Raw genomic sequence first — 24,777 nt, forward strand, 5'->3', positions numbered from 1 at the left:
CAACGGAAACCTAAAATAGTATCGAGAATCTTTGGAACACGAAAGGTTCTCGATATAAATTTCTCGTACCTCGAAATCCACTCGAACGGACATTTTTTCCAACAACTAACAACGAACAACAAACCACTAGCTACCAATCTCCGCAACCAACTCTTCTACCGTCTCCAACCCATTCAATTTCTCTGTTGTTACTAACACTTCTAAATCATGCGCTGTTTCTACTAGTATAATAGGATAAGTAAATGCATGCCCAAATTTGCTTTTATAGCTTTTTTGAAATTCATCTTTATGTAAGAATTCTAGTTCGTAGCCTTTGGTCAATAGACTTTCTCTAAAAGCTTTCCATTGCTTGTTCTCGGTAAAGCTACCGAAGGTTAACGAACAGAGTGCGCAGTCGTACGTTGCGGGGCTTATTATTTTATGGGCAAAATCAAGCATTTTGCTGCCCGTGTCGCTATTGGCATTATAAATAAAGAGAATTTTCTTTGACATGGTCTTTTGGTCGTAAAAATAAACCATACCATACATAATTTTAGACCATTTATGGTTTTCCGTAATGCGATTGAATGGTAATTTGTAGGTTTATTCTTTAGTGGTATCTTAGAAGGTATGGTTTAAGTGCTAAATTGAGAAATAAACATACCATGATACGTATATCCGTACGTCGGGCGCAATTTTGAATAATCATCCAAGTTTCAATTTCTATGAAAGAATATTTGCCGATAGTATTTTCAATTATTGTTATCGGGATTTTAGCCTATCGATATAGAAATAAAAGTGGCGACGATTCTGATTTTGATGATTTTGACTTTGATTGAGAAAGCCGGTTGGTAATATATCTTGCATTAAGTTTAAAAGAAAATGTAATTTGAGCAGAACGGACTTTTTAGCTAGTCTGTGCAAATGAACTTGAAAAGCAGAACGCAAACAGAACGCAGATGGACTTTTTAGCAAATTTGCGCAAATGGAATTCACTCAAGTGTAACTAAATGAACAAAAAGGAACAATTAAAAAAAGACCTAGATAAGATTACTAAAAGTATTGTTACTTTCCTTCAATCCTTTGAATTTTGCTATTACCTGAACTATCCGAAATCAGACAATATTTTAGATGAAAAGCATCTAAAATACATTTCCAATTCGGGGTTCTTTTCATTTTCGAGATATGCACTTTGGCGTTTAACAATTATTGAACTACATAAGTTAACAAATGACAATAAAGAAACGGACAAATATAACTTACACCATTTATTGAGAAAAATAGAAAAAGGCGGAATTTATCAATCATTAAATATAGATGAATTGAAAATTAGTGAATGGAAAAACGAATTAAAAAAACAGAATAAATCAATAGAACAAGTCAGTAGTTTGAGATTTAAGCTTTATGCTCATACAGACCATAATTACAAAAACGTTATTAACAATTCCGAATTGACATTAAAAGAAACTGAGGAATTGATAAATGTTGTTGTTAAAGTTATTTTCGAAATATATTCTATTGTTTTCGACACTCATTTTGAATTTAAACCAATTCACGAAAAGAAAACGCTAAGAAGAATTATAGATGACATTTTAACTAAACGAGAATCGGACAAGAAAAGAGTTGTTGAAAAATTTATACAAAATGCGAATAAAACTCAATAAAATTCAGCGTACTCGGACGAAAAACTGCGCCCAACATTGGCTATAACAAATAGGGCAAAAAGAGCTAAATTTAATGGCTATGGCGTGTTTACTAAGTAGGCCAAATCTTTTGGATTTGGCAATTAAAAAGAAAAAATAATTACAAAACAAAAAGCTCTGGCTCGCAGACCAGACGGAAACGAAAAGTTTCCTTGCCTGCCCTACTTGCCATAGCCTAAACGTTAGCAAAAATTAAAAACTGATACTTATGAAAAAATTTATTCAACTAATTTTACTTGTCATTTTAGCAATATCATGTAAAGAAACAACTAAAGATTCTAAATCTGAAAACAACAAAAATAAAGTTGCAACAAAAGAAGTCATTTCTATTAAACCAAAATCTGAAAAAAACGCAACATATTTATGCAAAATAAATGGCAAAGATTGGGCATATACAAAAGCTTCAGGCATTATTGATACTCATGCAAAAACAAAAGTACGAACAGCTATAATTACGTTTAAAAAGAAATTAGAAAAAGGGAGTGAGAATGTACAGTTATATTATAATCCAGAAACATTTGAACTAACTGCTGTTGCTATTCAACTACGTTTTTTACAAAAAGATGGCACAACCTCTACTTGCTACTATAATATAAAACCAGAAACCAGAAGTAAAAATCCACTAACGAAACTTGAAGGAAATATTGATTTATCTAACCCAACCAAAGCTTCGGGAACAGCAGAAATAAAGAACCTAAATATTAATTACGAAAAAGACAAACTTAAAAATATTGAGGATGCTGTGATTACTGTATCAGAGTTAAAATTTAGTGATGTAGGTTATTCTGATTTAGATAAAGTATTTAAAATTGATTAATGAATATTTAAAATATCGCAATTAATTATACGGTTAAAGCACAAGTGGTACTAGGTTTTTATAACTAAAACGGAGACACAATGGGGTCTAAAATTTCAAAAAAAATGGAAAAATACTTTTAGGTGAAGCTGTTTATGATTTTTTTGAATTTAATCACAAAAAATACGAAAATGAATTAATAAAATTTTTGACAAATAACTTTTGCTAACAAAGAACTGAGGTAAAAAACAAACAAATTCCTCCTTAATCTGAAGCATTGTTATTCTAGGCTGATAGATTCAAAAAAACAAATTCTTTGAATTTTTTTTAAAAATCTTAAAACCCCATGCTACAAATACTGACTCAGTCAAAACCATTTAAAGACAATACCGCTAATAATTGATAACATATCGATTTTAGTATTTTAACGAAATTGCAGACCACCAACCTAAAAAAACCATAAATGAAAATCTTAAAAATAGTAGTACCCCTTCTGATCGTATCGTTCTTTATTTCCTGCACCAATACACAAAAACCAGAAGTGAAAAAAAGTGACTCTATGTCAATAGCGCCTGAAAGTTCTAATACCAAAGTATTGAACTTTGCTACTTTTCATATGGGTTACACCAGCGATGCACATACGGTTGAATTCGATGAAAACAATAAGAAAAATAAAGACTCAATTCATCAAATAGCTAAAATGCTATCTGCTTTTAAACCCACTATTATTGCTGTAGAAACTATACCTGAATACAATGAGATCTTACAAAAAAACTACGCCACCTATTTAGAAGCACCAGATACTAGTTTTGAAGAACCAATTGAGGTTGAACTTCTTGCTTTTGAATTAGGAAGATTAGCGGGTGTAAAACGAATTTATGGTATTGACCATAAAATGGAATATAACTATGCTATTGGTTCAGAAATTACAAATGCAATTGATTCCGTAACGTACGTCGAATTTATGTCCAATCCGTTTGAGTCCGTCCCCAATCAAAATATATTTGAAGAAGGTATCTCGTTATATGAGAAATTGGCCCGAATGAATCATCCTAAAATATTGGATTTACTTATCACCGCAAATGCTGACATATTAACTTATGTAGGTACCGAAAATGGTTTTGAAGGTGCAGATGAAGCTGCAAAGTATTATCAAAGAAATTTAAGAATTTATTCGAATCTAAATAGACTTAAATTAGACAGTACCGATAGAGTTTTTATCATCTCTGGGGGGAGCCACACCGCATTTCTTAGAGAATTTATGCGCAGAGATAAAAAGTATGAAATGGTAGATACTTTTGAATATTTAAAATAGATAATTAGGGAGTAAGAGACTATACCCAAGATCATTGTTAAATTTCAGAATAGAAAACCATGCTACACCTCATCGTTGGAAATACAGGCTCAGGTAAAACTACCTATTCGAATGCATTGAAAAGTAAAACCAAAGGTGTACTCTTTTCAATAGATACGTGGAACAAGACCCTATTTCTACCAGACAAAGCCCCAGCCGACGGTTTAGAATGGTTTTTAGAGCGCATAGAACGGTCGGAGAAGATTATCATGAATTTGGTACAGCAATTGGAGCAATCGAACACCGATAGCATTCTAGACCTAGGCCTATCGAAATTCGAGCACCGAGAAAAGTTTCGGCAATTTGCAGCAGCCAATGACTTCAAAATTAAAATTCATTATTTAGATATATCTAAAGAAACACGCTGGCAACGTATACAACAACGAAATACCGAAAAAGGAGCTACGTTCGAATTTGAGGTCACCCAAGAAAACTTTAACTTCATGCAAAATTGGTTCGAGCAACCCAGTAATGAAGAACTTGTTGGCGGTGTCGTAATTACAGAGAAACCCTAATTTCATTTGAATATAAAACATCGGTTTATTAGTCTTTTTCTACGACAGAAAAGCAAGCAAGAATGCCATAGCATTCTAAGCAAATGGAGCACTTACTACACAGGGCTATCGGAAAGCAATAAAAAATCGTTTATGGTTAGAACATTACTCTTTCTACACACCACCGATTTTGACTCCAAAGAAGGTTTTGAACTTACCCTAGAAATGAAACTGGTGATCTGTAGTGCCTTTGTGCAAATTACATTTGGCCTACAACAAGATGTGCTGAATATATTCAATGAAGTTTTTGTTACGCCGACCTCCTATTCCTACGCTGGTAGAGATGTCTTTTATGACGGTGATGTAAACCCTTTTACCCAACGTGTAAATCTTTCGTGGCCTGCCGTAGAAAAAGGTTTTATCATTACCGATGACGGTTTAAATATTGCCATTCACGAATTCGGCCATTGCCTAATTATTGAAAACTCTAAACGCTCTTATCTGGCACGGACTTTCAACGAAAGTGACCTCAACACATGGAAGGCATTGGCCATTAAAAAAATACCTTTGGTTAAAGCCGGTGATTATAAAATTTTTAGGGAATATGGCGGCACTAATTTAATGGAACTATTTTCTATTACCCTAGAAACCTTCTTTGAATGGCCACATGAGTTTTACTCCTATTCGCCTACGTTCTATCGTATGACAGCGAAAGTTTTGCAACAAGACCCGCGTAATAGCAAAAACCCGAGGAAGCTTAAAAATGGGTGATCGAACCAACTCAAAAGAGTTCATACCCCTAAAATTATTCGTAGTATTGAATACAATCTATTTGTGATGTGCAATTATATCCTAATTAAAAAATGAAGAATACATCAACCTTTCTACTGCTACTATTTCTAATAATAGTTTTTAATTCTTGCAAAAATAAAGGTGGAGATTATGTATGCACGCCCTGTAATTTAGAATGTGATGAATTGGCCTTTTCAGAAGCTGGCATTTGTCCACATTGCCAAATGGAGTTACTAAAGAAAAGTAATTTAACAAGCAAAAAGGAACTAGTCAGAAATGAAATCGACATTCAAGAAGGTTCGGGAACATTTATAATAGAAGGCGGTGTTGGTAATGAACATAAAACCATAGAAATATTTTATCATAAGCCTAAAAATTTCGACCCATCATCTAGAATTTTGCTTGTAGTACCTGGTGCTGGAAGAAATGGGGACAGTTATCGAGATGCTTGGGTTGAAGAATCAGAAAAGTATAGTATTCTAATTCTATCTCCTATGTACCCAAAGGATGAGTACAGTTTTGAGGACTATCACTTATGCGGCTTAATTACGGACTCAAATTTGAAAAATAACATCAAATATGTTGAAGGCACTAATATAGCTAGACTCGATGAAGATAAATTTAATTTCAAAGTCAATCCAAATTCGAGCAATTGGATTTTCAATGACTTTGACAGAATATTTGATTTATCCGTAGCGGCTCTGAACTCACAGCAGAAAACATATGATGTTTTCGGACATTCTGCAGGAGGACATATATTACATAGACTTGCTCTATTTCAAAAAGACTCAAAAGCGGACAAAATTTTAGCTTCCAATGCCAGTTTCTATACGTTACCCTCATTTGAATCGAATTTCCCCTTTGGCTTTAAAAATGCTCCCATCGAAAAAGAATCATTAAAAAGTGCTTTTAAGAAAAGCTTAATTGTCTTTTTGGGAGAACTCGATAATGAAAATGAAACAGGAGGCACTTTCCTGCATTCGAAAAGTGCAAACGAACAAGGTCATCATAGATTGGAAAGAGGGAAATACTTTTTTAATACCTCTAAAAACAGTGCCGAGGAGCTGGACCTTGATTTCAATTGGGATTTACAGATAATACCAAATGTTGGCCACGACCATCGAAAAATGGGAGACGCTGCAGCGAAATATTTATATAGTGAAACGGAACAATAGCGATTACAAATAAAACATAAAGCGCTATATTTAAAGGCCTTGACTTATTTGCCAAGTCCGCAAAATCTATTGTATTTGGCAATTAAACAAATAAACTAATCACAAAACTAAAAGCTTTGGCTACGTGTACAGGCCTAATTGCCACAGCCTTATCATTAAGGTGCGAATTTTAAACAGACGACCTATGAAGTATAAGATAGTACCCAACATTATTTCTATAATCTTAGCTCTTATTATTGGAGTGGCCCTATTTAGGCAAATTGACTTTCAAAATATGACCGTTGAAAAACCCTTATTGGCCTTAGTATACCTCATCGCCTTTCTGATTTCTATCGGATTCATGATAAAAAAAAGCAAACAATAAATGAAAACAACGTTTACCTACATAACAATCGTACTTCTACTGTTTTCTTCGTGTAAAGAAAATAGGCCTTCAAAAGTAGAACGTGATGGCGAACCTAATGTCTACAATATAGAAAATGACAACGCCAAAATCAACGATGCTATTGAGAAAGCTAAAAATTCGATTCAAGAATTTACAATTGCGCTTAAAAGTGATAATCCTGATTTAGATTTCTTTGCCATCAAACAGAAATTTATAACCCGCGATGGTGGTGGTGAACATATTTGGGTGCAAGACATTCAGTTGGTCGACTCCGAATTTATAGGCACAATTGGCAACGAACCGGTATATACCAATGCAATACAATTAGGAGATACCATTACCGTAGACCGCGCTAATATCAGCGATTGGATGTATTATGAAAAGGATAAGATTGTTGGCGGTTATACCATTCGAGTGCTACGCGATGGATTATCAGATGAAGAAAAAGCACAATTCGACGCTAAAAACGGGCTTCTTTTTAAATAAAATAATAACCATCCTATCAATTCCGAGGAATTTAGAATCGATTATTCACAAAAAATAAAACCAGAATAGTTAATTTCATACACAACCAAACCCCTAAACCAGTGCACACTTGAAGAAAGAATATCAAGCCTATTTCGATACCTATTTCAACTTATTTTCACATGCAACGCCAGAGGAAATAGCGATTATAAAAATGCAGGTGACCATTAAAGAATATGGTAAAAAAGAGTTCTTTTTCAAGAGCGGGGAAATTCAAACCAAAATGGGCTTTGTCTGCAAAGGGTTATTACGCAGATATTATATTAATGACAAAGGAAACAGTATAACGACAGGTTTTGTGAATGAAAACAAATATGCTACAGATTACCCTGCCTTTATTAGACAAAAGCCTACGAAGTATTTTATGGAGTGCCTAGAGCCATCGATTATCATAGAATTGTCGTACGAACATATTCAAGACGGGTACAAAAAATTCAAGAGCAATGAAATGTATGGTAGACTAATCGCTGAAAAGGTTTTAACCATACAAACGGATAGGGTTGAGAGTTTTTTATTTGAAAATGCTGAAGAACGTTATCTCAATTTCATCAATGAAAATGCAGCTATCATGAACCGAATAAGTTTAACGCATTTAGCTTCATATTTGGGTATAGAACGACAATCATTAAGTAGAATACGGAGTAAAATTGCAAAAAAGTAATTTTGTCACATATGTGTCAGGTACATTTCACCACGGTATCGCAACTTTGCAGTAATAACCAATGAATAGCGAACCATGATTTCACATAATAAACTTCTAAGAATTGCCTTTTCGATATCCTTTCTTTTTTTGACCATTCTACTCAATGGACAAAGCATAGAACCTGATGCTACAATGCATCAAATAGTGCAACAACGAACCGATGAAATCTTTGACAGTTTGGTGAAAGTTCGTAGAGATTTACATGCGTACCCTGAATTGTCTGAGCAAGAAAAAAGAACATCAGAACAAATAGCGAAGTATTTAACCGCATTAGGTTTGGAGGTTAAAACCAATGTTGGTGGCCACGGTGTAGTCGGCATTTTAGAAACTCATAAAAAAGGTAAGCGAATCGCCTGGCGGGCTGATATTGATGCATTAGCATCAGAAGTGCCAGATAGTGTGTCATTTTCATCAAAAAATGAAGGTGTTCGTCATATTTGCGGACACGATGTACATACCACTATTGCACTAGGTATTGCCGATGTGCTTACAAGTATGAAGGATCGTCTTACAGGTACGGTTTATTTCATATTTCAACCCTCTGAAGAAAATATTAAAGGGGCAAAAGCAATGATAGAGGATGGTCTGTTTGACATTATCGATCCCGAAGAAATTTACGCTTTACATATAACACCCATGCCTTCTGGAATGATTTCTACAAGGGCAAACTGGCCTTTTGCCGGATATAGGACTGCAACGGTTTCTTTTAAGAACACGAGTGAAAATGACTCCATCATCAGCTTTACTAAAAAGCTACTTTTAAGCTTTCAAAATATTAAACCGGATAGCAAATTTTGGGATACCCGAAATTTATTAGACCCCAACATCGGTTTAGCAAACCCCAACACCATCTTTAAGGACTTTCTTACGGTAAGTCAGAATATAAAAATCAGCAAAACAGACACTGCACTATCGATAAGCACCAATATAAGTGTTAGTAGTCAACAAAAGCTTGATTCAATGATTTCTATGTTAAAAGAAAAAATAAGTACTTCGAAATTTTCAAAAAAATTAATTGACGTGTCGTTACCTGGCGATTACCCTGTGGTTTCTAACGATAAAGAATTAACGACCAACACCATGAATAGTTTATCTACCATTTATGGTAAAGAGCGTGTTGTTCCCACTTACGGCGCAGTACCTGATGGCCGTGGTGATGATTTTGCTTATTTTCAACATCAGATACCTGGAGTATATTTTTTATTAGGAGGTTCTAATTTTGAAAAGGGTATCATCTCAATGCCACACGCACCAAATTTTGAAGTAGATGAAAACAGTATAAAAACCGGAGTGAATTTTTTCTCATCAATGATCTTAGAAAGATTGCAAAATCAATAAAGCAAAAGGTTTCAATCCACGACGTATTTCTTGAGAAAGAAAAAGAGAGAACAATGCTAATTGAAAATAAAAAAAACGCGGTCAGAAACACTAAAAATTTTCATGTAAATTTATTCTGCCAATACAATCAAAATCATACTACTATGGAAACCTTAAAAAAAGTATCAAAAGGTGTTTTGTACACTTCGTATATTCTGCAAGGCATCGTCGTTCTCATGTTTTTAATGGGAGCTGTCAATAATTTGTTTCAAACGGAAATGGCCGTGGAAGGTGCCGTAGAATTTGGCTATCCTGAAGATACAGTGATGTATCTGGGCATTATTTTATTCGTCTCTACTGTTTTGTATGCTATTCCTAAAACTACCTTTATTGGAGCACTTTTACTTACTGCTTGGCTTGGTGTAGCAGTCGCTACGCACGTAATTCATAACGACCCTTTTACCAACATTCTTTTACCTATAATTTTCGGAATAATCGTGTGGGTCGCTATTTGGTTGAGAAGTGAAAAGTTGCGCGTACTGGTATAATATGCATGAATAATGTGGGTGATTTGACCTTGCAAATTTCAATACTATGAGAAGAGTCATAGTTTAACAATGTTCTTCTTCTTATCATTGCCAAAATTCAATTATGAACTCGACATCTTTTAACGAAAACCTAGATTTCAACGACAATAAAGTGGCCCTAAAAGTGCTATTAGAAACTTCCTTTTCTAAAGAAATACGCATTTTATTTAAAAAAGGGCAAATGATGAAAGAACACAAAGCACCCTTTCCTATTATTGTGCATATCTTAGAGGGTGAAATCGCATTTGGCGTTGAAGGCAAAGTACACGATTTAAAAAAAGGAGCGATACTTACCCTTGAAGGAAATATACCGCATGATCTAACTGCAAAAGCAGAAAGCATTGTACGGTTAACGCTATCAAAACAAGATACCGCCGATCGTGTAAAAGACGTTGTTGCACACTCATAAACGAATACTATGAACGATATCACCAATAGAGAAGATGTAGGCGTATTGGTACATGCATTTTACGGAAAAATAAGAGAGAACGAAATGCTGGGCCCAATTTTTAATGGCCACATTACTGATGAGCAATGGCCAGTACACCTCAGCAAACTCACTGATTTTTGGGAATCGAACCTCTTTGGACTTCGAACTTTTAGAGGGAGCCCTTCTGCCAAACATGTAAATGTCGATAAAAACCTTAACCATACCATCTCGCAAAATCATTTTGCACAATGGCTACAACTTTGGTTCGAGACCATTGATGAACTCTACGAAGGTGAATTGGCTACAAGAGCAAAGGATATGGCACGTAGAATGTCTACAGGACAGTATATTCATATTTGGCAAAACCGACCTGAAGAGTATCGGAAATAAAAGCTCTTTGTTGGCAATATCGGTTTCCAGTAAGTGGTACTAGTTCTCTGTATTTAGTGAACTAGTATTTGTACCTTAGTGTTTATAAAGTTCACGGGTGGAGCTACCATAAAGATTATTGAGCTTGTGATACTTGACAATAAAATAACACAAGACTTTAAACGTACCTCCATGGATTATCTTTCCCCCACCTATTTCTTTGATTACGAAACATTAGAAATTCAAAATCTAGTGACTGATGTTACTCCAGATTCTATTTCTGAACAAGAAAAAGCCATACAGCTTTATTTAAAAGTTCGCGACTCATGGCGCTACAACCCCTATAGTTTAAGTTTTACAAAAGAAAATTACAGGGCAAGTGTAATTGCAAAAAGAACAAAAGGGCATTGCATCGATAAATCGATTGTTTTAATTGCATGCTTACGCGCTGTGGGCATACCTGCTCGAATTCACTTGGCAAAAGTTAAAAATCATATTGGCGTAGAACGCTTGACGGAAAAGTTCGGCTCTAACGAACTCACCAACCACGGTATGGTCGATGCGTATATCAATAATAAATGGTTAAAGCTTTCACCAGCTTTCAATGCTTCTATGTGTAGTATGCTTAATGTAGCTCCTTTAGATTTTGATGGTGAAAATGATTCCGTTCTACAAGAGTTTAATGAAGATGGTAATCTCTTTATGGAATACTTAGAAGATTATGGACATTTTGAAGATGTACCCGTTGAATTTATGGTGAAAAATGCCCGAGAACACTACCCTCATATTTTCGATGCAGACCCTAACCAAACGGAATTTGAGTTGTAGGTTTTGACACACCTAAATTGCTAAATAGTTTATAATCCGTGCAAAGAAAATCTCAAATTTCGTAACTTGAGTATCGGCAACTTAAAAAATACTTGGCATGGAACGTATTACAAATCCAGATTCTGGTAATCATCGTAGAATAGGCATCAACTACATTATCAATGAAAAGGAAATTGAGCAGTTTCATGAACTCGGCTATGTCGTTTTAAATGATGTACTGACAGACGTAGAGATGCAGTTTTTAGACCCATGGTTCGACCATTTCGTTTTAGGCAAAGAAGCAGAAGATATGAAGAAAGATTTCTGTGATATGTCGCAACCCTATGGCACACCTATGGAAGATTTTCAACTGGTAAATGCCATGCTGCCCAGTACCTACCGCAAAGAATTAAAAAATAACATCTATCATAAAATTACCCAACGTATAGCCGACCAATTATATAAAAATGGAAAATCGTTGATGGACTATGAACAATTTTTAGCTAAAAAACCAAGTAAAAAAGGAGCTGAATTTGCCATGCACCAAGATTTGGGCTATTGGCCTAAAACAGAAAATACTTGGACAGCCACCTTTTCTTTGGCGCTTACAGATTCTGACCTTATCAACGGATGTCTACAAGTTTTACCTGGCACGAATAAAGAGCCAGAATTGCGTAAGCACTTTCCAAAATCGTACAGTAACGAAAGAAAAGATGGTAAGGTATCACGAGATGAAAGTCACACCTTAGTGATTGAAGAGCGTGAAGATGATAAAATTGTATACCTACCCGTAAAAAGAGGCAGTATTACCATACACGACGAACGTATTGTACATGGTTCTGCAGGTAATGAATCGAAAGACTGGCGCAAGACCTATGTTGCCGCTTATAGAGATATTGATACCATTGCGAAAGAGCGTGCCATTGGCTTTACGCATTCACATAACGATGTGGTGAATTGGGATAATATTATCATTTAGGAATTTACTTTTTCAGTACTTTCGACGCACATTTAAATGCTACATTCCTTGAAAAAATACACTTTTCTTTTATGCTGTTTATACACAACAGTATTCCTTTTCGGTCAAGAAACAATAGAATGGACACCTGATTACGTGTTGCAACTTAGCGACTACCAATCTCCAGAATCAGAAATAGATTCCGCGCTTACCTCCTATTCCATTTACTCCGGTTCTAAAATAGATTTCAGTTTTAATATGAATTCGGTTTCTTTTATGTTCACCAAAAATTTCAATAGCAAGGTGAAAACAATTTTTCAGCGAAATTTAGCTGTCTTGATAGCTCCTGATTCCATCACTGCAAATCAGTTGCTTCGCTTTGGTCGCTATGATTTTGATTTGGTCGAACTCTACGCACGAAAAATACGCAAGAAAATATATGAGGAAAAAGGAACTTTTAGCGACTCAAAATTATTTCAGCCTATTTTCAACGAACTACAAGAGGAGATGAATACGGTAAGTGCACAAGTTTTTAAAGCCACTGACTTTGGTAAAGATGCCGAAACGTTACAAAAAGAACACGAAAAGGTAACACTAGGGATACATGCTTTGTCCGACTTTTGTGAAAGTTGCAAACCAAAGAAAATAAAGAATTAAACATTCGTATTTATGTATTGGTGGTAGCTATTCCTAAAACCTATACATATGAAAGGCACGCTTATTTTACTAGTAATGATGACAAGTATTTTCTCCTGTAAAGAAAATACATCAAAACCTCAATTAGCAGATTTTAATACGGAAACCACAATTGTAGCGAATACATTTCCCGACAGCGTACCTACCTGTGTTGGAAAAGAAAATCTATTTGAGTCTATTCCGCATTTTGACACCTACGGAGAATATAATTTTGAAGTTGTCGGCTGTACAAAAAATGGACTTGTCGCGGTTTACGACCATTCTACCAATGAATTTTATGAGTTTAAGTTTACTATTAACCAAGAAGTAAACGAGAACAAAACCATGCTTAAATATATAAGAATGGGGTATAATTCTGCTCTAAAATATAAGGTAGACGGAAACGATGTTAGTGATTTACATCTATTTGATAACGAATTTGTGACCATTAAAAATGAACCTGAATATGATGATGTTACCTATAACGCTACCTACAAAGACAAATACATTATCATAGTCACTTTGCGCGGTAAAAACTTATCTAGCAAAGTAGCTATTGATGGTTTCCTGAAAAAGTACCTAGAAGTGATTAACAAAGACCTACTTATATAACTCATCTCTTTTAAACTCCAATTCAGTTGTCAAAACCAACAGGTGGGTTATTTGTATTATCAAGTTGTTTTTAAATTTTACATCTTTGAATAACAATTAACCAACCGACCATGGAGAACACCATTAAAATTTTCATCTACATACACGCCTTTTTTGGGGGATTAGGACTCATTTCTGGAATTGGAAGTATCATAGTAAGAAAAGGAAATCTAAATCATAAACGTTTAGGAAAATGGTTTACCTGGTCTATGATTATCAGCTCGGCCATTTCATTAGTAGTGGCTAGAATGCCCAATCATATCAACAACTTTTTATTCTTAATAGGCCTATTCACCATTTATATGGTGCTCGCAGGTAACAGAGCATTGACCTTTAAATCTATAAAAAAGACGGAGGCTAACTTTGTAGATAAACTTATTTCGGGCGTCATGGTGGTAAGTGCATTACTCATGCTTGGTTTTGGCATCAACGGACTTATTAATGACCATTCACAGAGTATACTGTTCTTGTTCTTCGGAGTATTTGGCATATTCTTACCCTATGGCGATTACAAACTGTTCTCTAAAACCCTAGAGAATAGAAAACTTTGGTTAATCAATCATTTAAGTAGAATGCTCGGCGCCCTAATAGCATCTATAACCGCTTTCTTAGTTGCGGGTATTAAATACGATAATTTATGGGCATGGATGATACCGACCGTTTTAGGAACCGTCTATATTATCTACTGGATTAAAAAAGTAAAAGGGAAATTGAAGCCGAAAACAGCTTAAAAGAACAATTGACTATTCCTTCAGGTTTAAATTCTCTGCGAAGTAATCACAGAAATCTTTCATGGTAGCTGTCATTTTATCGTCTTGTGTAGCCTTTAGAAAAGTGTCCGTTAAGGAAACTAAGGTTTGATGAAAAAATGTTTTCATTTCATCGACCGGCATATCTTTTGTCCAAAGGTCGATTTTCAAGGACTCTTGATTCTTACTATCCCAAACAGATAATAGCATTGCTTTTACCTCTTCATTTTCGATACCACCATCTTGAGCAGACCAGTTCAATGATTCAGGAATTCTATTTTCATCTAATCCTACACGTAACGTAATTTCTGATGTATGTAAATCTGCCATTTAATTTCTTGGTTTGTAATTTGATTTCTTAAAAATTTCTTCCTCAGGCATTGTCAATAACTGTTTTAAGCTTACAGTATTATTCTCCATAAATGCCTTAACAATTTGCCAGCCAATATATCTCCCTAATCTTCCTGGGGATTCATTATCAAGTTCTAACCCGAATTTCGAAAACGGGGCAGGCTCTAAAAATCGCTGGTTCAATTTATTTTCGGTACTATATAAGTATTCGTTTTCAATGAAATTACGCCATATAGGCTCTTCATTGGCAATCGCCCACGTCATATCCTCCTCAGAGTAGCCGATTCTCTTACGGTCTTCTACATTCGGCATTAGATAGTCTTTCAAATAAAGTTCTTTTCCGAAATAAACCATTCGTGCTAAAAAAGTTCTATCTCTTGGCCGTGGCACTACTTGCTTAGCAAAAGCACTGGCAACATCACTCACTAAATAATTACGATCTAAAGATTGTGCTATATAGCGTTGAAAGCCACCGTAATATTTATGCTGAGAACCCAAGTAATTATCAAGACTCACAAACAGTATACTATCGGTCAATATAATTCGGTTATTATAATCGACATCATTGGTTACCGTAATAATCTTCGGCACCGTATATTCTGGAAAATAGTATTTGATGTGTTTAAAGAGTTGCACCAAGCCTTTTTCCTCATCTTCAAAACTGCGAAAAGCATTACCTACTTCTTGAAATAATTCAATTTGAAGTGAGTCTTGCATTTTTGCTACCCAAACACTATCGGGAGCCGGAAATAGATATGGGTACATTTTTCGTAGTGCCGGTAAACCTTTTTCATCCGCAGATGCAAACTCACGATCGAATCTTGAAATTCTTAGGTCTATCGGTACAGCGTCTATTTCTTGCGCTACCTTATCACTATCATTACAGCTAAAAAGAATGAAAAAAACTGATAATAGTATAAAAATAGGTTTGACCTTGGTAAGTATTTTACAATACATTTTATTATTCACGGTGTTCAACTTATTTTTAAGGCAAAGTTAATTGATTTTAATAAATAATTGGAGCGGTATGCAAACTGAAAAGGTAATTGACCACATTGTACAATGGTTAAAGGATTATGCTACGAATGCAAAACAAAAGGGTTTTGTTATCGGTATATCTGGTGGAATCGACTCTGCAGTTACATCTACCCTTTGCGCTAAAACAGGTTTAGACTTATTATGTCTAGAGATGCCAATACACCAGGCACCAAACCAAAGCGACCGAGCATCAAGACATATTGATTGGTTAAAGGACAATTTTCCGAACTCGAAAAGGCAACCTGTTGATCTTACGCCGGTATTCGATAGTCTTGTAGCAGCACTACCACCCGTAGAAAATGAAGAGGAGCGTTTTATGTCATTGGCAAATACCAGAGCTAGACTACGCATGACCAGTCTTTATTATTTTGCTGCCCTAGAACAATATTTAGTTGCAGGTACAGGAAATAAGGTTGAAGATTTCGGAGTTGGTTTTTATACCAAATATGGTGATGGCGGAGTAGATTTAAGCCCTATCGCCGATTTAATGAAGACTGAAGTATACGCCATTGCAAAAGCTTTAGGAATTAACGAGGAAATAATTAATGCCGCACCGACTGATGGATTATGGGGAGATGATAGAACAGATGAAGACCAGATTGGTGCATCATATCCTGAATTAGAATGGGCCATGACCATGAAAGACGAAGGCAAAACAAGCGATAATTTTGAAGGTAGAAAAAAGGAAGTATTTAACATATTTATGAGATTAAATACCATAAATCAACACAAGATGCTACCGATTCCTGTTTGTGAGATTCCAAAACAACTTAAATAACAACTCAACTAAGAATGAGGTAATTAAAACGAATAAAAAGCGTTAAATTATTGGTTAGCACTAAAATAGTGCAACTTTGACTTCTAATTTAGAGTTTTAAGCCTTACATTGCATGTAGTCTTTTTAGACCAAATAGGTTTTTGAAAATCTATAAAAACAATATTTAATGATCAAAGTTTTAATAGCGGATAACCACCCTATAGTAAGAATGGGAGTTAGGAAGGTTCTAGAATCTGCTGAGGGTTTTGAACTGATCGATGAGGTAGCAACTACCGAAGAGCTTTTCGAAAAACTTAAAGACACAACTCCCGATGTTGTCATGCTAGAAATGGATATTCCTGAAGTAAATGGAATAGCAGCATTACGAAGAATCAAAAAAGACTACGCAGACGTAAAAGTACTTATGTATAGTGGTCAATCTGAAGATGTATATGCCCTTAGCGCTATTAGAGCTGGTGCTTTCGGTTATTTATCAAAATCTTCTGGCGTAGAATATATTACAGCAGCAGTAACGAAAGTAAGCGAAGGCAGCATGTTCATTACCAATGAATTAGCACAACGTCTTGCTTTTGACGAAGGCACTAAAAAACCTAGAAGATTCTTTAGAAAACTATCTACTAGAGAAATAGAAGTATTAAAACTTTTAGCTAGTGGCAAACGAAATAAAGAAGTCGCTTTAGGCTTAAACCTAAACGAAAAAACAGTTAGTACCTATAAAGCACGTTTAATGAAAAAATTAAATGTTGATAATATGGTAGATTTATTACAACAAGCAAAAGCGCTTGAATTGTACTAGTAGATTCTTACAACTGTCATAAATAAAAAAACCCCCGCCAATGGCGGGTCTTTTTTAATTATAAGTTATTTCAAACTAAGATAATACTCTATTCAATTTCTGATTTAGAAGCTTATTCAATTGAATGTAATTCATAATTTCTTCTAAAGCTTCACGATTATCTTCGTTAGACTGTTCAGTTGTTTTTTGTAATGCACTCATTCTTTTCTTGATAAGAAAACAACGTAAGGTCAAAATAGTTTCACTCACTAATTGCGCTACACCTATTTCTTTTTTCTTCGGATAAATCTCTTTGCTTTCCCAATTATCTAGCTTATAACGCTCCTCTTCCATTAAGATAGAAGAAATTTGATTTCCCATATCCTGATCTAGACCATTTACAAACGTAGTAATAGAAAATTCCCCTTCCTCGTTCAATGCTTCTATCAATTTAGTATACATGTTACGAAAATTTTCATTTGCCAATTCAATCTCATCTTCTTGAAGATCTAAATAAATTTTCTCGTAAACCTTAATTTTTAAAGATTCGGGCTCCAAAATTAAGTCGCCAGCCTCATTTTCTTTTAGCACTAAGTCTTCAAATTCCTCTTTATTAGTTCCATAAAGCATCAGCGATTCTATAATCTTACGCTCTAAAACATATTGAACATCGATCTTCTCACGCTCCTCTTCATGTCGTACAATCTCAAATGCTTTCTGCTCTTCTTTTTGTTGCTTTCTTTCATCAGCAGACTCTTTCTTGTCAATTTGTGCCAAAGTATTAAACAATACAGCCTCAGAAATATTCATAATCTGGGCACACTCTTGTATGTAAATTTCCTTTTGAATACGATCAGGAATCTTGGCAATACTATTTACAATATCACGTACTGTATCTGCTCTTTTTATAGGGTCGTTAGATGCTTCCTTTACTAAGAGCGAGGCTTTGAACTGAATAAAATCTTTTGAATTCTCCTCTAAATAGGCCGTAACCTCTTCAATCTCGTTGTTCTTTGCAAAACTATCTGGATCTTCTCCTTCAGGAAAAGTACATACTCGAACATTCATGCCTTGCTCCAAAATCAAATCGATACCTCGTAATGAAGCACGTAACCCCGCTGCATCACCATCGAACAAAACAGTTATATTTTTGGTAAGTCTATTGATTAGACGAATTTGCTCTGGAGTTAACGCTGTACCACTAGATGATACCACATTATGAATTCCCCTTTGTGCTAATTGTATCACATCAGTATACCCTTCAACCAAAAAGCAAGTATCTTCTTTTGCAATTGCCTGCTTCGCATGATAAATACCATACAAGACCTTACTCTTGTGGTAGATATCACTTTCGGGAGAATTCAGGTATTTAGCCGCCTTTTTATCGTTCGTCAAAATACGCCCACCGAAACCTAATACTCGGCCGCTCAATGAATGTATAGGAAACATAACCCTCCCCTTAAAACGGTCGAACTTTCGAGAACTATTCGGATTATTAGGGTCTTCTTTAACAATCGTTAAACCTGTTTTGGCTAGGTAATCTAGTTTATACCCTTTATCTAAAGCAGCGTTGGTAAAACCATCCCACTGATCTAAACAGTACCCTAATTCAAATTTTTTGATGGTTTCATCTGTAAAACCACGTTCCTTAAAATAGCTGAGACCTATTGCTTTACCTAACTCCGTATCCCAAAGCATTTCTTTAAAATGCGTTTGGGCAAACTCCGACACCAAATACATGCTTTCGCGCTCATTGGCCTGTTCTTTATCTTCATTAGATTGCTCCGTCTCCTCTACTTCTATATTATATTTTTTGGCCAGATATTTTATAGCTTCAGGATACGTGAAATGCTCATGTTCCATTAAAAAGGCCACGACATTACCGCCCTTTCCACTACTAAAATCTTTCCAAATCTGTTTTACCGGCGATACCATAAAACTAGGAGAACGCTCATCTGTAAACGGACTCAACCCTTTAAAGTTCGAACCTGACTTCTTTAACTGTACAAAATCACCAATAACCTCCTCTAAACGAGCAGTTTCATACACTTGATCTATGGTAATTTTTGAAATCATTCGAATTATCTCTGGACCCCTCTAATAGTGGGTTGTTTTATTTGTTTAATTTAGAATGTCAAAAGTAATTATAATTATGATCCTTTTCTTTGGAACACGCCCCGGAAAACCAGAAACTACAACGCTATTAAATTCTACCTGCCCTTATTGCCAACAACAAGGAACATTAACAGCTGTAACTCAAAAAAACTATTTCCATTTATTTTGGATTAAATTATTTAAAATTTCTACCAACAACTACATAGAATGCAGTCATTGTAAGCGTTTATATTATGAAAATGAGTTTACCGATGAAATGAATCGTGAACTATCCAGAATAAAAAAATAGCTGTAGTAACCGGTTTTTAAACACGGCACCACAGCTAAATTGATTGATGAATATATTTAACTTATAAATCGAATCGAAGACCTAAAGAGACATTACGCTGATCTACTGCAGCATCTTTAAAGATAGGGTTCAAATCGTACTTCACGTATAATAGAACTCCGTCAACACCGGCATAGGCACTTAATCCATAAATTAAATCATTAGTATTATAACCTCGTTTTAGTTTGTCCTTTACATTATCACCATTACGATCATATTTCAATTTTTGACGTGTTCCCATATTAAAACCAGCATAACCACCTAACCCAATTCTAAATTGATTTCGAAGTGAGTATCGCATTTTCTCATCTGTAGTTTTCAGCTTCGAAGGTCCAAATTCTAAATGCATTGGAAAAACTAGATTATCCATTCTGAATTTTGACTTATTCAAATCAAACTCAAATTCTTGAAGTTCGGTCTGACCATTTTCAAGTGCAACAAAGTATTGATTATCCTTAGGTTTTAATCCGTTGAATTGGAATGAAAAACCATAATTCAACCTCACAAAATTTGAATTTTTAAATAGTCGTGTACGCCATTGCCATCCCATTTCAAAAAACCGACTTCCGCCAATCTTATATGGAGAATCATTTAAAGATTGACCCTCAGTTATAACATTGTTTAACCCAATTGCCATTACAAAATCTGAATAGGTTCTTCGATCATAACGTACTTCCCTTTTCCAATTTTTAGATTTGAATATAATTGCCGGCTTTCCATTAATATCAACACCTAAACGAATACCTTTCCCAGTAACCGTATCCAACTCCATTAAAACTAACATTTTACCCTGATTACGCTCTAATAGATTTATTTGATTGTCAACAATAGCTATTCTATTCTCAATATTTAATGCTCTTTTTTCCGCAGCTTTTTGTTTAAGTAAGTTTGCTTCTTCCTCTTTTAAACTGCCATCTTGAAGTCGCTCATTAATATTCTCAACTTCGTACTTTAACGCTTCCTTTTCTTGTTGCGTTATTTTAGTTTTTTGCTCCTTTAATGTTTCAATTTTCTTTTCATATTCTTCTTGGGCAGATAAACTATGAACCATAAAAAGCGTTACTAGCCCTACTAAATACATTGTAATTGTTCTCATTTCGATTTTGATTTTTGACACGTTCTTTAACCTCCGCATCAGTTGATGAATAAAACTCCAGTCCCTGTCCCCATAGTAATTAATGGTGATATAGGATAAAACGATTTGTACTAGATTAATTATTGCGGTCGACAACAGCCGTTCGCACTTTAATAAAACTGGCTTTTAAAGAATTGAATATTTGGTCTCGGAAGGATTGATCAAGCTCCCCCTCAACCTCTGTCAACAAAGCCAAAGCATCGACAGATTTATCTGTATTAAATATTTTTTCATGTAAGATTTCTTGTTGCGCTCTTTTTAATAAAGAATCTACTTCGGCATCGGTCACCGAACTATATTGCTCTAAAACATCTATTTGAGCCACTATACCCGCTACCTTGGTATTTATAATATCATCTGACACCCTCATTGTATCAACCAATTTATCAGAAGAAATATTTTCTACTACAGCTACCTCTATATCATCATCTAAGCTGATTATTTCTTGTATTTTAGATTCTTTATTGGCTTTCTTTTTAATTACACTATTAACCTTTTCATCATCTGTTTGCGCTATGACCACTGGGGTTTCTTTCTTTATAGTTTCTAAAGGAACTATTTTTTTCTCCTTAAGCACTTCCTCTTTATCTGCATCTACAATTACCGTTGGCACATTGTTTACGGCACTATCTCCATTAAAATAAAACAATGTAACACCTAACAAAACAACAATACTTGCTGCAATACCCATCCATAAATACACAGGTTTCTTTTTTCTTTCATCAGTATTCAATTCTGATGAAATTTTTGACCAAGCATTCTCGGAAGGACGAATCTCTCGATCTTTAAACTGGGCTTTTATATGTTTTTCAAATTTATCGGTTTCCATACCCTATAATATTTTGTTGTCTTAATTGCTCTTGTAACAATCTTCGAGCTTTTAATAATTGTGTTTTTGAAGTACTCTCTGTAATCGAAAGCATTTCTGCTATTTCCTTATGCTTATACCCTTCTACCGTATACAGAACAAAAACCATTTTATACCCTTGTGGTAATGCATCTATCAGCTGCTGTATATGTTCGGTGTCTAAGTCTGTACTCTGTGAAATTTCTTCTGACTGATTTTTCTCATACACCTCATCATCATATACCACAAATTGTTGTTTTCTTAAATAAGAGATACTTTCACGAATCATAATTCTTCTCAACCATCCTTCAAAACTACCTTCGAACTTAAAAGTATCTAGCTTATTGAACATTTTCAGAAAGCCCTGCACCATAACATCTTCAGCAAAATGAATGTCTTTTATATATTGTCGACAAACACCCAACATTTTTGGAGCATTTTTTTTATATAAACGCTCTTGAGCATCTCGGTTACCCGATATAGCTTTTTTAATGAGCTGTTTTTCGTTTTTATAAAATGGTATAATTTTCAAAATAATGGTTTGGTCTTCTATTATACTAGACGCATAAGAATTACTAATAGTTGCCTGAAGATAAATAAATTTTAAAATTTATATTCAAACTACTGTAGTTCAGGTATTTAAAATGTAAAAAAATAGAATAATTTGTTATTGGCAAGTTTATTTTTTGCGATCCACCACATAATTCACCATCAATTCTAGAGCGCTTTTATAGTCTGACTCAGGATACGAGCTAAGAATGCTCAAGGCTTCGTCTCTATACGCTAGCATTTTGGTGACAGCATAATCTAATCCGCCTTTTTCCTTTACAAAAGAAATAACTTCTTTAACTCGCTGTTTATCCTTATTGTGATTTTTGACGGAATTGATAACCCAGTTTTTCTCTTTCTTAGTACAATTGTTAAGGGCGTAAATTAATGGTAAGGTCATTTTTTGTTCCTTAATATCGATACCTGTTGGTTTCCCGATTTTTTGGCCTCCGTAATCAAAAAGGTCATCTTTAATTTGAAATGCCATACCGCAGAGTTCGCCGAACTTTCGAAATGTTTCTACATCTGTACTTTCTGGTTTAACCGAGCAAGCACCTAATGAACAACATGCCGCAATAAGGGTAGCCGTTTTTTGGCGTATGATTTCGTAATATACATCTTCGGTAATATCTAGTCGTCGTGCTTTGTCAATTTGTAATAACTCACCTTCGCTCATTTCACGAACAGCAACAGATATTATTTTCAGCAAGTCAAAATCTTCATTATCAATAGATAACAAAAGCCCTTTAGACAGTAGATAATCACCCACTAAAACGGCAATTTTATTTTTCCATAAAGCATTTATAGAGAAGAAACCTCGACGCTTGTTGCTTTCATCGACAACATCATCATGAACCAAAGTAGCGGTATGAATCAATTCTATTACCGAAGCTCCCCGATACGTACGTTCATTGACTTCACCATTATTCAATAATTTAGCAGTAAGAAATACGAACATAGGTCGCATTTGCTTTCCTTTTCTATTGACGATGTAATAGGTGATTCTATTAAGTAGTGCAACCTTAGATATCATTGAATCCCTAAACTTGGATTCAAACAACTCCATTTCCTGGTAGACAGGTTCCTTTATTTGTGATACTATTTTCAGGTGCTCCTTCTTAGAAACTCAAAATTAGCGAAAAGCTAGCAGTTAACAGTACTCAGCAGACAGTTATCGATTATAGGTTGATAACTTCGGCTACGCTGAATAAACAGCTTAATACAAATTAAATAAATATGATTTTGAAAAAGCAATAGTACTAGATTTCTACTATTTAAGACTTATTCGCCAACTGACCACAAGCGGCATCAATATCCTTACCCCGTGAACGGCGAACCGTAACAATGATATTATTTTTTTCTAAAGACTGTACATATCTATCGATGGCTGCATTTGAGGCTTGTTTGAACTCACCATCATCTATTGGGTTATACTCGATTAAATTCACTTTAGAAGGCGCAAATCGGCAAAAATCGACTAATGCATCTACATCTTTCTGAGTATCATTAATCCCCTCCCAAACAACATATTCATACGTGATTCTACTTCTTGTTTTTTCATACCAATACTCCAATGATTCTCGCAAATCACTTAGTGTAAACTTGGCATTAAATGGCATAATCGATGTACGTATTTCATCAATTGCGGAGTGAAGGGATACAGCTAATTTAAACTTCACTTCATCATCGGCCATTTTCTTGATTAATTTGGGCACACCTGATGTTGAAACGGTAATACGCTTAGGCGACATACCTAAACCATCTGGGGAAGTTATTTTCTCTATCGCCTTTAAAACATTATTGTAGTTCATTAAAGGCTCGCCCATACCCATAAAAACAATATTACTTAAGGGTCTTTCGAAATACAATCGGCTTTCGTTATCTATTACCACCACTTGGTCATAAATCTCATCAGGATTCAGATTACGCATGCGTTTTAATCTTGAAGTAGCACAGAATCTACAATCTAAACTACAACCCACCTGACTAGATACACAAGCGGTAGTTCTTGATTTTGTAGGAATCAAAACAGATTCTACAATTAAATCGTCATGTAAGCGAACAGCATTTTTGATAGTGCCATCACTACTACGCTGCATTAAATCTACCTTAATGTGATTAATAACAAAATTGGCCTCTAGCATTTCTCTGGTTTCTTTTGATAAATTTGTCATCACATCAAAAGAATAGGCAGCCTTTTGCCAAAGCCATTCATATACCTGATTTCCACGAAAAGCCTTATCGCCATTGGAAACGAAAAAGTCCCTAAGCTGCTCACGTGTTAGTGCTCGGATATCTTTTTTCTTTATTTCTTCCATTGTCTTAAAGGTAGGTATTATAAAAATCCCGCTTTCTAATTAATTAGATAAAGCGGGATTTGATTTTATTTCCTTACTAAAAAGGAATTACTTG

The 24,777-nt window shown here is 34.9% G+C and carries 30 protein-coding genes; 21 read left to right on the forward strand and 9 right to left on the reverse strand.

Going from position 1 to position 24,777, the window contains the following annotated elements; translation table 11 throughout:
- Positions 1 to 126: 126 nt before the first annotated feature.
- Complete coding sequence (locus AAC084_RS15610) at positions 127 to 492, reverse strand: GTPase (protein WP_339841137.1); 366 nt, start codon at positions 490 to 492, stop codon at positions 127 to 129.
- A 497-nt stretch (positions 493 to 989) separates the two neighbouring features.
- On the opposite strand from AAC084_RS15610, the gene AAC084_RS15615 reads away from it, so the two are divergent.
- From AAC084_RS15615 to AAC084_RS15700, 18 genes are all read left to right on the forward strand, one after another.
- Positions 990 to 1,643 (forward strand): hypothetical protein, encoded by a 654-nt coding sequence (locus AAC084_RS15615; RefSeq protein ID WP_339841138.1) that lies wholly within the window; start codon positions 990 to 992, stop codon positions 1,641 to 1,643.
- A 247-nt stretch (positions 1,644 to 1,890) separates the two neighbouring features.
- Positions 1,891 to 2,499, forward strand: coding sequence for a hypothetical protein (locus AAC084_RS15620; protein ID WP_339841139.1), 609 nt, complete (start codon positions 1,891 to 1,893; stop codon positions 2,497 to 2,499).
- A 442-nt stretch (positions 2,500 to 2,941) separates the two neighbouring features.
- On the forward strand, positions 2,942 to 3,793 hold the full coding sequence (locus tag AAC084_RS15625) for a DUF5694 domain-containing protein (RefSeq protein ID WP_339841140.1): 852 nt from the start codon (positions 2,942 to 2,944) through the stop codon (positions 3,791 to 3,793).
- A 59-nt stretch (positions 3,794 to 3,852) separates the two neighbouring features.
- The gene (locus AAC084_RS15630) at positions 3,853 to 4,347 is read left to right on the forward strand and encodes an ATP-binding protein (RefSeq protein WP_339841141.1); all 495 of its coding nucleotides are present in this window, start codon (positions 3,853 to 3,855) and stop codon (positions 4,345 to 4,347) included.
- A 6-nt stretch (positions 4,348 to 4,353) separates the two neighbouring features.
- A complete protein-coding gene (locus AAC084_RS15635; protein ID WP_339841142.1) occupies positions 4,354 to 5,097 on the forward strand; it encodes a zinc-dependent peptidase in 744 nt (247 codons plus the stop codon).
- A gap of 92 nt (positions 5,098 to 5,189) precedes the next feature.
- Complete coding sequence (locus AAC084_RS15640; RefSeq protein WP_339841143.1) at positions 5,190 to 6,293, forward strand: hypothetical protein; 1,104 nt, start codon at positions 5,190 to 5,192, stop codon at positions 6,291 to 6,293.
- Positions 6,294 to 6,477: 184 nt separating this feature from the next.
- On the forward strand, positions 6,478 to 6,657 hold the full coding sequence (locus tag AAC084_RS15645) for a hypothetical protein (protein ID WP_339841144.1): 180 nt from the start codon (positions 6,478 to 6,480) through the stop codon (positions 6,655 to 6,657).
- Positions 6,658 to 7,164: a DUF2314 domain-containing protein gene (locus tag AAC084_RS15650; protein ID WP_339841145.1), complete on the forward strand. Its 507-nt coding sequence runs from the start codon at positions 6,658 to 6,660 to the stop codon at positions 7,162 to 7,164.
- A gap of 109 nt (positions 7,165 to 7,273) precedes the next feature.
- Positions 7,274 to 7,864 (forward strand): Crp/Fnr family transcriptional regulator, encoded by a 591-nt coding sequence (locus AAC084_RS15655; RefSeq protein WP_339841146.1) that lies wholly within the window; start codon positions 7,274 to 7,276, stop codon positions 7,862 to 7,864.
- 75 nt (positions 7,865 to 7,939) lie between these two features.
- On the forward strand, positions 7,940 to 9,244 hold the full coding sequence (locus AAC084_RS15660) for an amidohydrolase (protein ID WP_339841147.1): 1,305 nt from the start codon (positions 7,940 to 7,942) through the stop codon (positions 9,242 to 9,244).
- 143 nt (positions 9,245 to 9,387) lie between these two features.
- The gene (locus AAC084_RS15665) at positions 9,388 to 9,771 is read left to right on the forward strand and encodes a DoxX family protein (protein ID WP_339841148.1); all 384 of its coding nucleotides are present in this window, start codon (positions 9,388 to 9,390) and stop codon (positions 9,769 to 9,771) included.
- 103 nt (positions 9,772 to 9,874) lie between these two features.
- A complete protein-coding gene (locus AAC084_RS15670; RefSeq protein ID WP_339841149.1) occupies positions 9,875 to 10,219 on the forward strand; it encodes a cupin domain-containing protein in 345 nt (114 codons plus the stop codon).
- A gap of 9 nt (positions 10,220 to 10,228) precedes the next feature.
- On the forward strand, positions 10,229 to 10,630 hold the full coding sequence (locus AAC084_RS15675) for a group III truncated hemoglobin (protein WP_339841150.1): 402 nt from the start codon (positions 10,229 to 10,231) through the stop codon (positions 10,628 to 10,630).
- Positions 10,631 to 10,801: 171 nt separating this feature from the next.
- Positions 10,802 to 11,437, forward strand: coding sequence for a transglutaminase family protein (locus AAC084_RS15680; RefSeq protein WP_339841151.1), 636 nt, complete (start codon positions 10,802 to 10,804; stop codon positions 11,435 to 11,437).
- Positions 11,438 to 11,534: 97 nt separating this feature from the next.
- Positions 11,535 to 12,395, forward strand: coding sequence for a phytanoyl-CoA dioxygenase family protein (locus tag AAC084_RS15685; RefSeq protein WP_339841152.1), 861 nt, complete (start codon positions 11,535 to 11,537; stop codon positions 12,393 to 12,395).
- 48 nt (positions 12,396 to 12,443) lie between these two features.
- The gene (locus AAC084_RS15690) at positions 12,444 to 13,031 is read left to right on the forward strand and encodes a hypothetical protein (protein ID WP_339841153.1); all 588 of its coding nucleotides are present in this window, start codon (positions 12,444 to 12,446) and stop codon (positions 13,029 to 13,031) included.
- A 48-nt stretch (positions 13,032 to 13,079) separates the two neighbouring features.
- A complete protein-coding gene (locus AAC084_RS15695; RefSeq protein WP_339841154.1) occupies positions 13,080 to 13,661 on the forward strand; it encodes a hypothetical protein in 582 nt (193 codons plus the stop codon).
- Positions 13,662 to 13,771: 110 nt separating this feature from the next.
- Positions 13,772 to 14,431 (forward strand): hypothetical protein, encoded by a 660-nt coding sequence (locus AAC084_RS15700; protein ID WP_339841155.1) that lies wholly within the window; start codon positions 13,772 to 13,774, stop codon positions 14,429 to 14,431.
- Positions 14,432 to 14,443: 12 nt separating this feature from the next.
- Here AAC084_RS15700 and gldC read toward each other — a convergent pair whose 3' ends face one another.
- Positions 14,444 to 14,779, reverse strand: a complete 336-nt coding sequence (gene gldC / locus AAC084_RS15705; RefSeq protein WP_339841156.1) for a gliding motility protein GldC — start codon at positions 14,777 to 14,779, stop codon at positions 14,444 to 14,446.
- The gene (gldB, locus tag AAC084_RS15710; RefSeq protein WP_339841157.1) at positions 14,780 to 15,757 is read right to left on the reverse strand and encodes a gliding motility lipoprotein GldB; all 978 of its coding nucleotides are present in this window, start codon (positions 15,755 to 15,757) and stop codon (positions 14,780 to 14,782) included.
- 70 nt (positions 15,758 to 15,827) lie between these two features.
- On the opposite strand from gldB, the gene nadE reads away from it, so the two are divergent.
- Together nadE and AAC084_RS15720 are read left to right on the forward strand one after the other, a co-directional pair.
- On the forward strand, positions 15,828 to 16,616 hold the full coding sequence (gene nadE / locus AAC084_RS15715) for an NAD(+) synthase (protein WP_339841158.1): 789 nt from the start codon (positions 15,828 to 15,830) through the stop codon (positions 16,614 to 16,616).
- Positions 16,617 to 16,782: 166 nt separating this feature from the next.
- Entirely contained in the window at positions 16,783 to 17,412 is a 630-nt protein-coding gene (locus tag AAC084_RS15720) for a response regulator transcription factor (RefSeq protein WP_339841159.1), read from the forward strand.
- 75 nt (positions 17,413 to 17,487) lie between these two features.
- On the opposite strand, the gene dnaG is transcribed toward AAC084_RS15720, so the two are convergent.
- The gene (gene dnaG / locus AAC084_RS15725; protein ID WP_339841160.1) at positions 17,488 to 19,467 is read right to left on the reverse strand and encodes a DNA primase; all 1,980 of its coding nucleotides are present in this window, start codon (positions 19,465 to 19,467) and stop codon (positions 17,488 to 17,490) included.
- Between the two features lie 76 nt (positions 19,468 to 19,543).
- Here dnaG and AAC084_RS15730 point away from each other — a divergent pair, with 76 nt between their 5' ends.
- Positions 19,544 to 19,795 (forward strand): zinc-ribbon domain-containing protein, encoded by a 252-nt coding sequence (locus AAC084_RS15730; RefSeq protein WP_339841259.1) that lies wholly within the window; start codon positions 19,544 to 19,546, stop codon positions 19,793 to 19,795.
- A 61-nt stretch (positions 19,796 to 19,856) separates the two neighbouring features.
- On the opposite strand, the gene AAC084_RS15735 is transcribed toward AAC084_RS15730, so the two are convergent.
- From AAC084_RS15735 to rlmN, 5 genes are all read right to left on the reverse strand, one after another.
- Complete coding sequence (locus AAC084_RS15735; RefSeq protein WP_339841161.1) at positions 19,857 to 20,930, reverse strand: hypothetical protein; 1,074 nt, start codon at positions 20,928 to 20,930, stop codon at positions 19,857 to 19,859.
- 115 nt (positions 20,931 to 21,045) lie between these two features.
- Entirely contained in the window at positions 21,046 to 21,798 is a 753-nt protein-coding gene (locus tag AAC084_RS15740; RefSeq protein WP_339841162.1) for a hypothetical protein, read from the reverse strand.
- Positions 21,785 to 22,348: an RNA polymerase sigma factor gene (locus AAC084_RS15745; protein ID WP_339841163.1), complete on the reverse strand. Its 564-nt coding sequence runs from the start codon at positions 22,346 to 22,348 to the stop codon at positions 21,785 to 21,787. The genes AAC084_RS15740 and AAC084_RS15745 overlap by 14 nt, the downstream gene beginning before the upstream one ends.
- A gap of 147 nt (positions 22,349 to 22,495) precedes the next feature.
- Positions 22,496 to 23,473, reverse strand: a complete 978-nt coding sequence (locus tag AAC084_RS15750) for a polyprenyl synthetase family protein (RefSeq protein WP_339841260.1) — start codon at positions 23,471 to 23,473, stop codon at positions 22,496 to 22,498.
- 166 nt (positions 23,474 to 23,639) lie between these two features.
- On the reverse strand, positions 23,640 to 24,683 hold the full coding sequence (gene rlmN / locus AAC084_RS15755) for a 23S rRNA (adenine(2503)-C(2))-methyltransferase RlmN (RefSeq protein WP_339841164.1): 1,044 nt from the start codon (positions 24,681 to 24,683) through the stop codon (positions 23,640 to 23,642).
- Between the last annotated feature and the right edge of the window lie 94 nt (positions 24,684 to 24,777).

Source organism: uncultured Maribacter sp., assembly GCF_963977385.1.
GTDB lineage: Bacteria > Bacteroidota > Bacteroidia > Flavobacteriales > Flavobacteriaceae > Maribacter.

Bases quoted from the DNA above. Each gene is read 5' to 3' on its own strand.
- AAC084_RS15610 (WP_339841137.1), bottom strand. From the start codon at position 492: ATGTCAAAGAAAATTCTCTTTATTTATAATGCCAATAGCGACACGGGC.
- AAC084_RS15615 (WP_339841138.1), top strand. From the start codon at position 990: ATGAACAAAAAGGAACAATTAAAAAAAGACCTAGATAAGATTACTAAA.
- AAC084_RS15620 (WP_339841139.1), top strand. From the start codon at position 1,891: ATGAAAAAATTTATTCAACTAATTTTACTTGTCATTTTAGCAATATCA.
- AAC084_RS15625 (WP_339841140.1), top strand. From the start codon at position 2,942: ATGAAAATCTTAAAAATAGTAGTACCCCTTCTGATCGTATCGTTCTTT.
- AAC084_RS15630 (WP_339841141.1), top strand. From the start codon at position 3,853: ATGCTACACCTCATCGTTGGAAATACAGGCTCAGGTAAAACTACCTAT.
- AAC084_RS15640 (WP_339841143.1), top strand. From the start codon at position 5,190: ATGAAGAATACATCAACCTTTCTACTGCTACTATTTCTAATAATAGTT.
- AAC084_RS15645 (WP_339841144.1), top strand. From the start codon at position 6,478: ATGAAGTATAAGATAGTACCCAACATTATTTCTATAATCTTAGCTCTT.
- AAC084_RS15650 (WP_339841145.1), top strand. From the start codon at position 6,658: ATGAAAACAACGTTTACCTACATAACAATCGTACTTCTACTGTTTTCT.
- AAC084_RS15660 (WP_339841147.1), top strand. From the start codon at position 7,940: ATGATTTCACATAATAAACTTCTAAGAATTGCCTTTTCGATATCCTTT.
- AAC084_RS15665 (WP_339841148.1), top strand. From the start codon at position 9,388: ATGGAAACCTTAAAAAAAGTATCAAAAGGTGTTTTGTACACTTCGTAT.
- AAC084_RS15670 (WP_339841149.1), top strand. From the start codon at position 9,875: ATGAACTCGACATCTTTTAACGAAAACCTAGATTTCAACGACAATAAA.
- AAC084_RS15675 (WP_339841150.1), top strand. From the start codon at position 10,229: ATGAACGATATCACCAATAGAGAAGATGTAGGCGTATTGGTACATGCA.
- AAC084_RS15680 (WP_339841151.1), top strand. From the start codon at position 10,802: ATGGATTATCTTTCCCCCACCTATTTCTTTGATTACGAAACATTAGAA.
- AAC084_RS15685 (WP_339841152.1), top strand. From the start codon at position 11,535: ATGGAACGTATTACAAATCCAGATTCTGGTAATCATCGTAGAATAGGC.
- AAC084_RS15695 (WP_339841154.1), top strand. From the start codon at position 13,080: ATGAAAGGCACGCTTATTTTACTAGTAATGATGACAAGTATTTTCTCC.
- AAC084_RS15700 (WP_339841155.1), top strand. From the start codon at position 13,772: ATGGAGAACACCATTAAAATTTTCATCTACATACACGCCTTTTTTGGG.
- gldC (WP_339841156.1), bottom strand. From the start codon at position 14,779: ATGGCAGATTTACATACATCAGAAATTACGTTACGTGTAGGATTAGAT.
- gldB (WP_339841157.1), bottom strand. From the start codon at position 15,757: ATGTATTGTAAAATACTTACCAAGGTCAAACCTATTTTTATACTATTA.
- nadE (WP_339841158.1), top strand. From the start codon at position 15,828: ATGCAAACTGAAAAGGTAATTGACCACATTGTACAATGGTTAAAGGAT.
- AAC084_RS15720 (WP_339841159.1), top strand. From the start codon at position 16,783: ATGATCAAAGTTTTAATAGCGGATAACCACCCTATAGTAAGAATGGGA.
- dnaG (WP_339841160.1), bottom strand. From the start codon at position 19,467: ATGATTTCAAAAATTACCATAGATCAAGTGTATGAAACTGCTCGTTTA.
- AAC084_RS15730 (WP_339841259.1), top strand. From the start codon at position 19,544: ATGATCCTTTTCTTTGGAACACGCCCCGGAAAACCAGAAACTACAACG.
- AAC084_RS15735 (WP_339841161.1), bottom strand. From the start codon at position 20,930: ATGAGAACAATTACAATGTATTTAGTAGGGCTAGTAACGCTTTTTATG.
- AAC084_RS15740 (WP_339841162.1), bottom strand. From the start codon at position 21,798: ATGGAAACCGATAAATTTGAAAAACATATAAAAGCCCAGTTTAAAGAT.
- rlmN (WP_339841164.1), bottom strand. From the start codon at position 24,683: ATGGAAGAAATAAAGAAAAAAGATATCCGAGCACTAACACGTGAGCAG.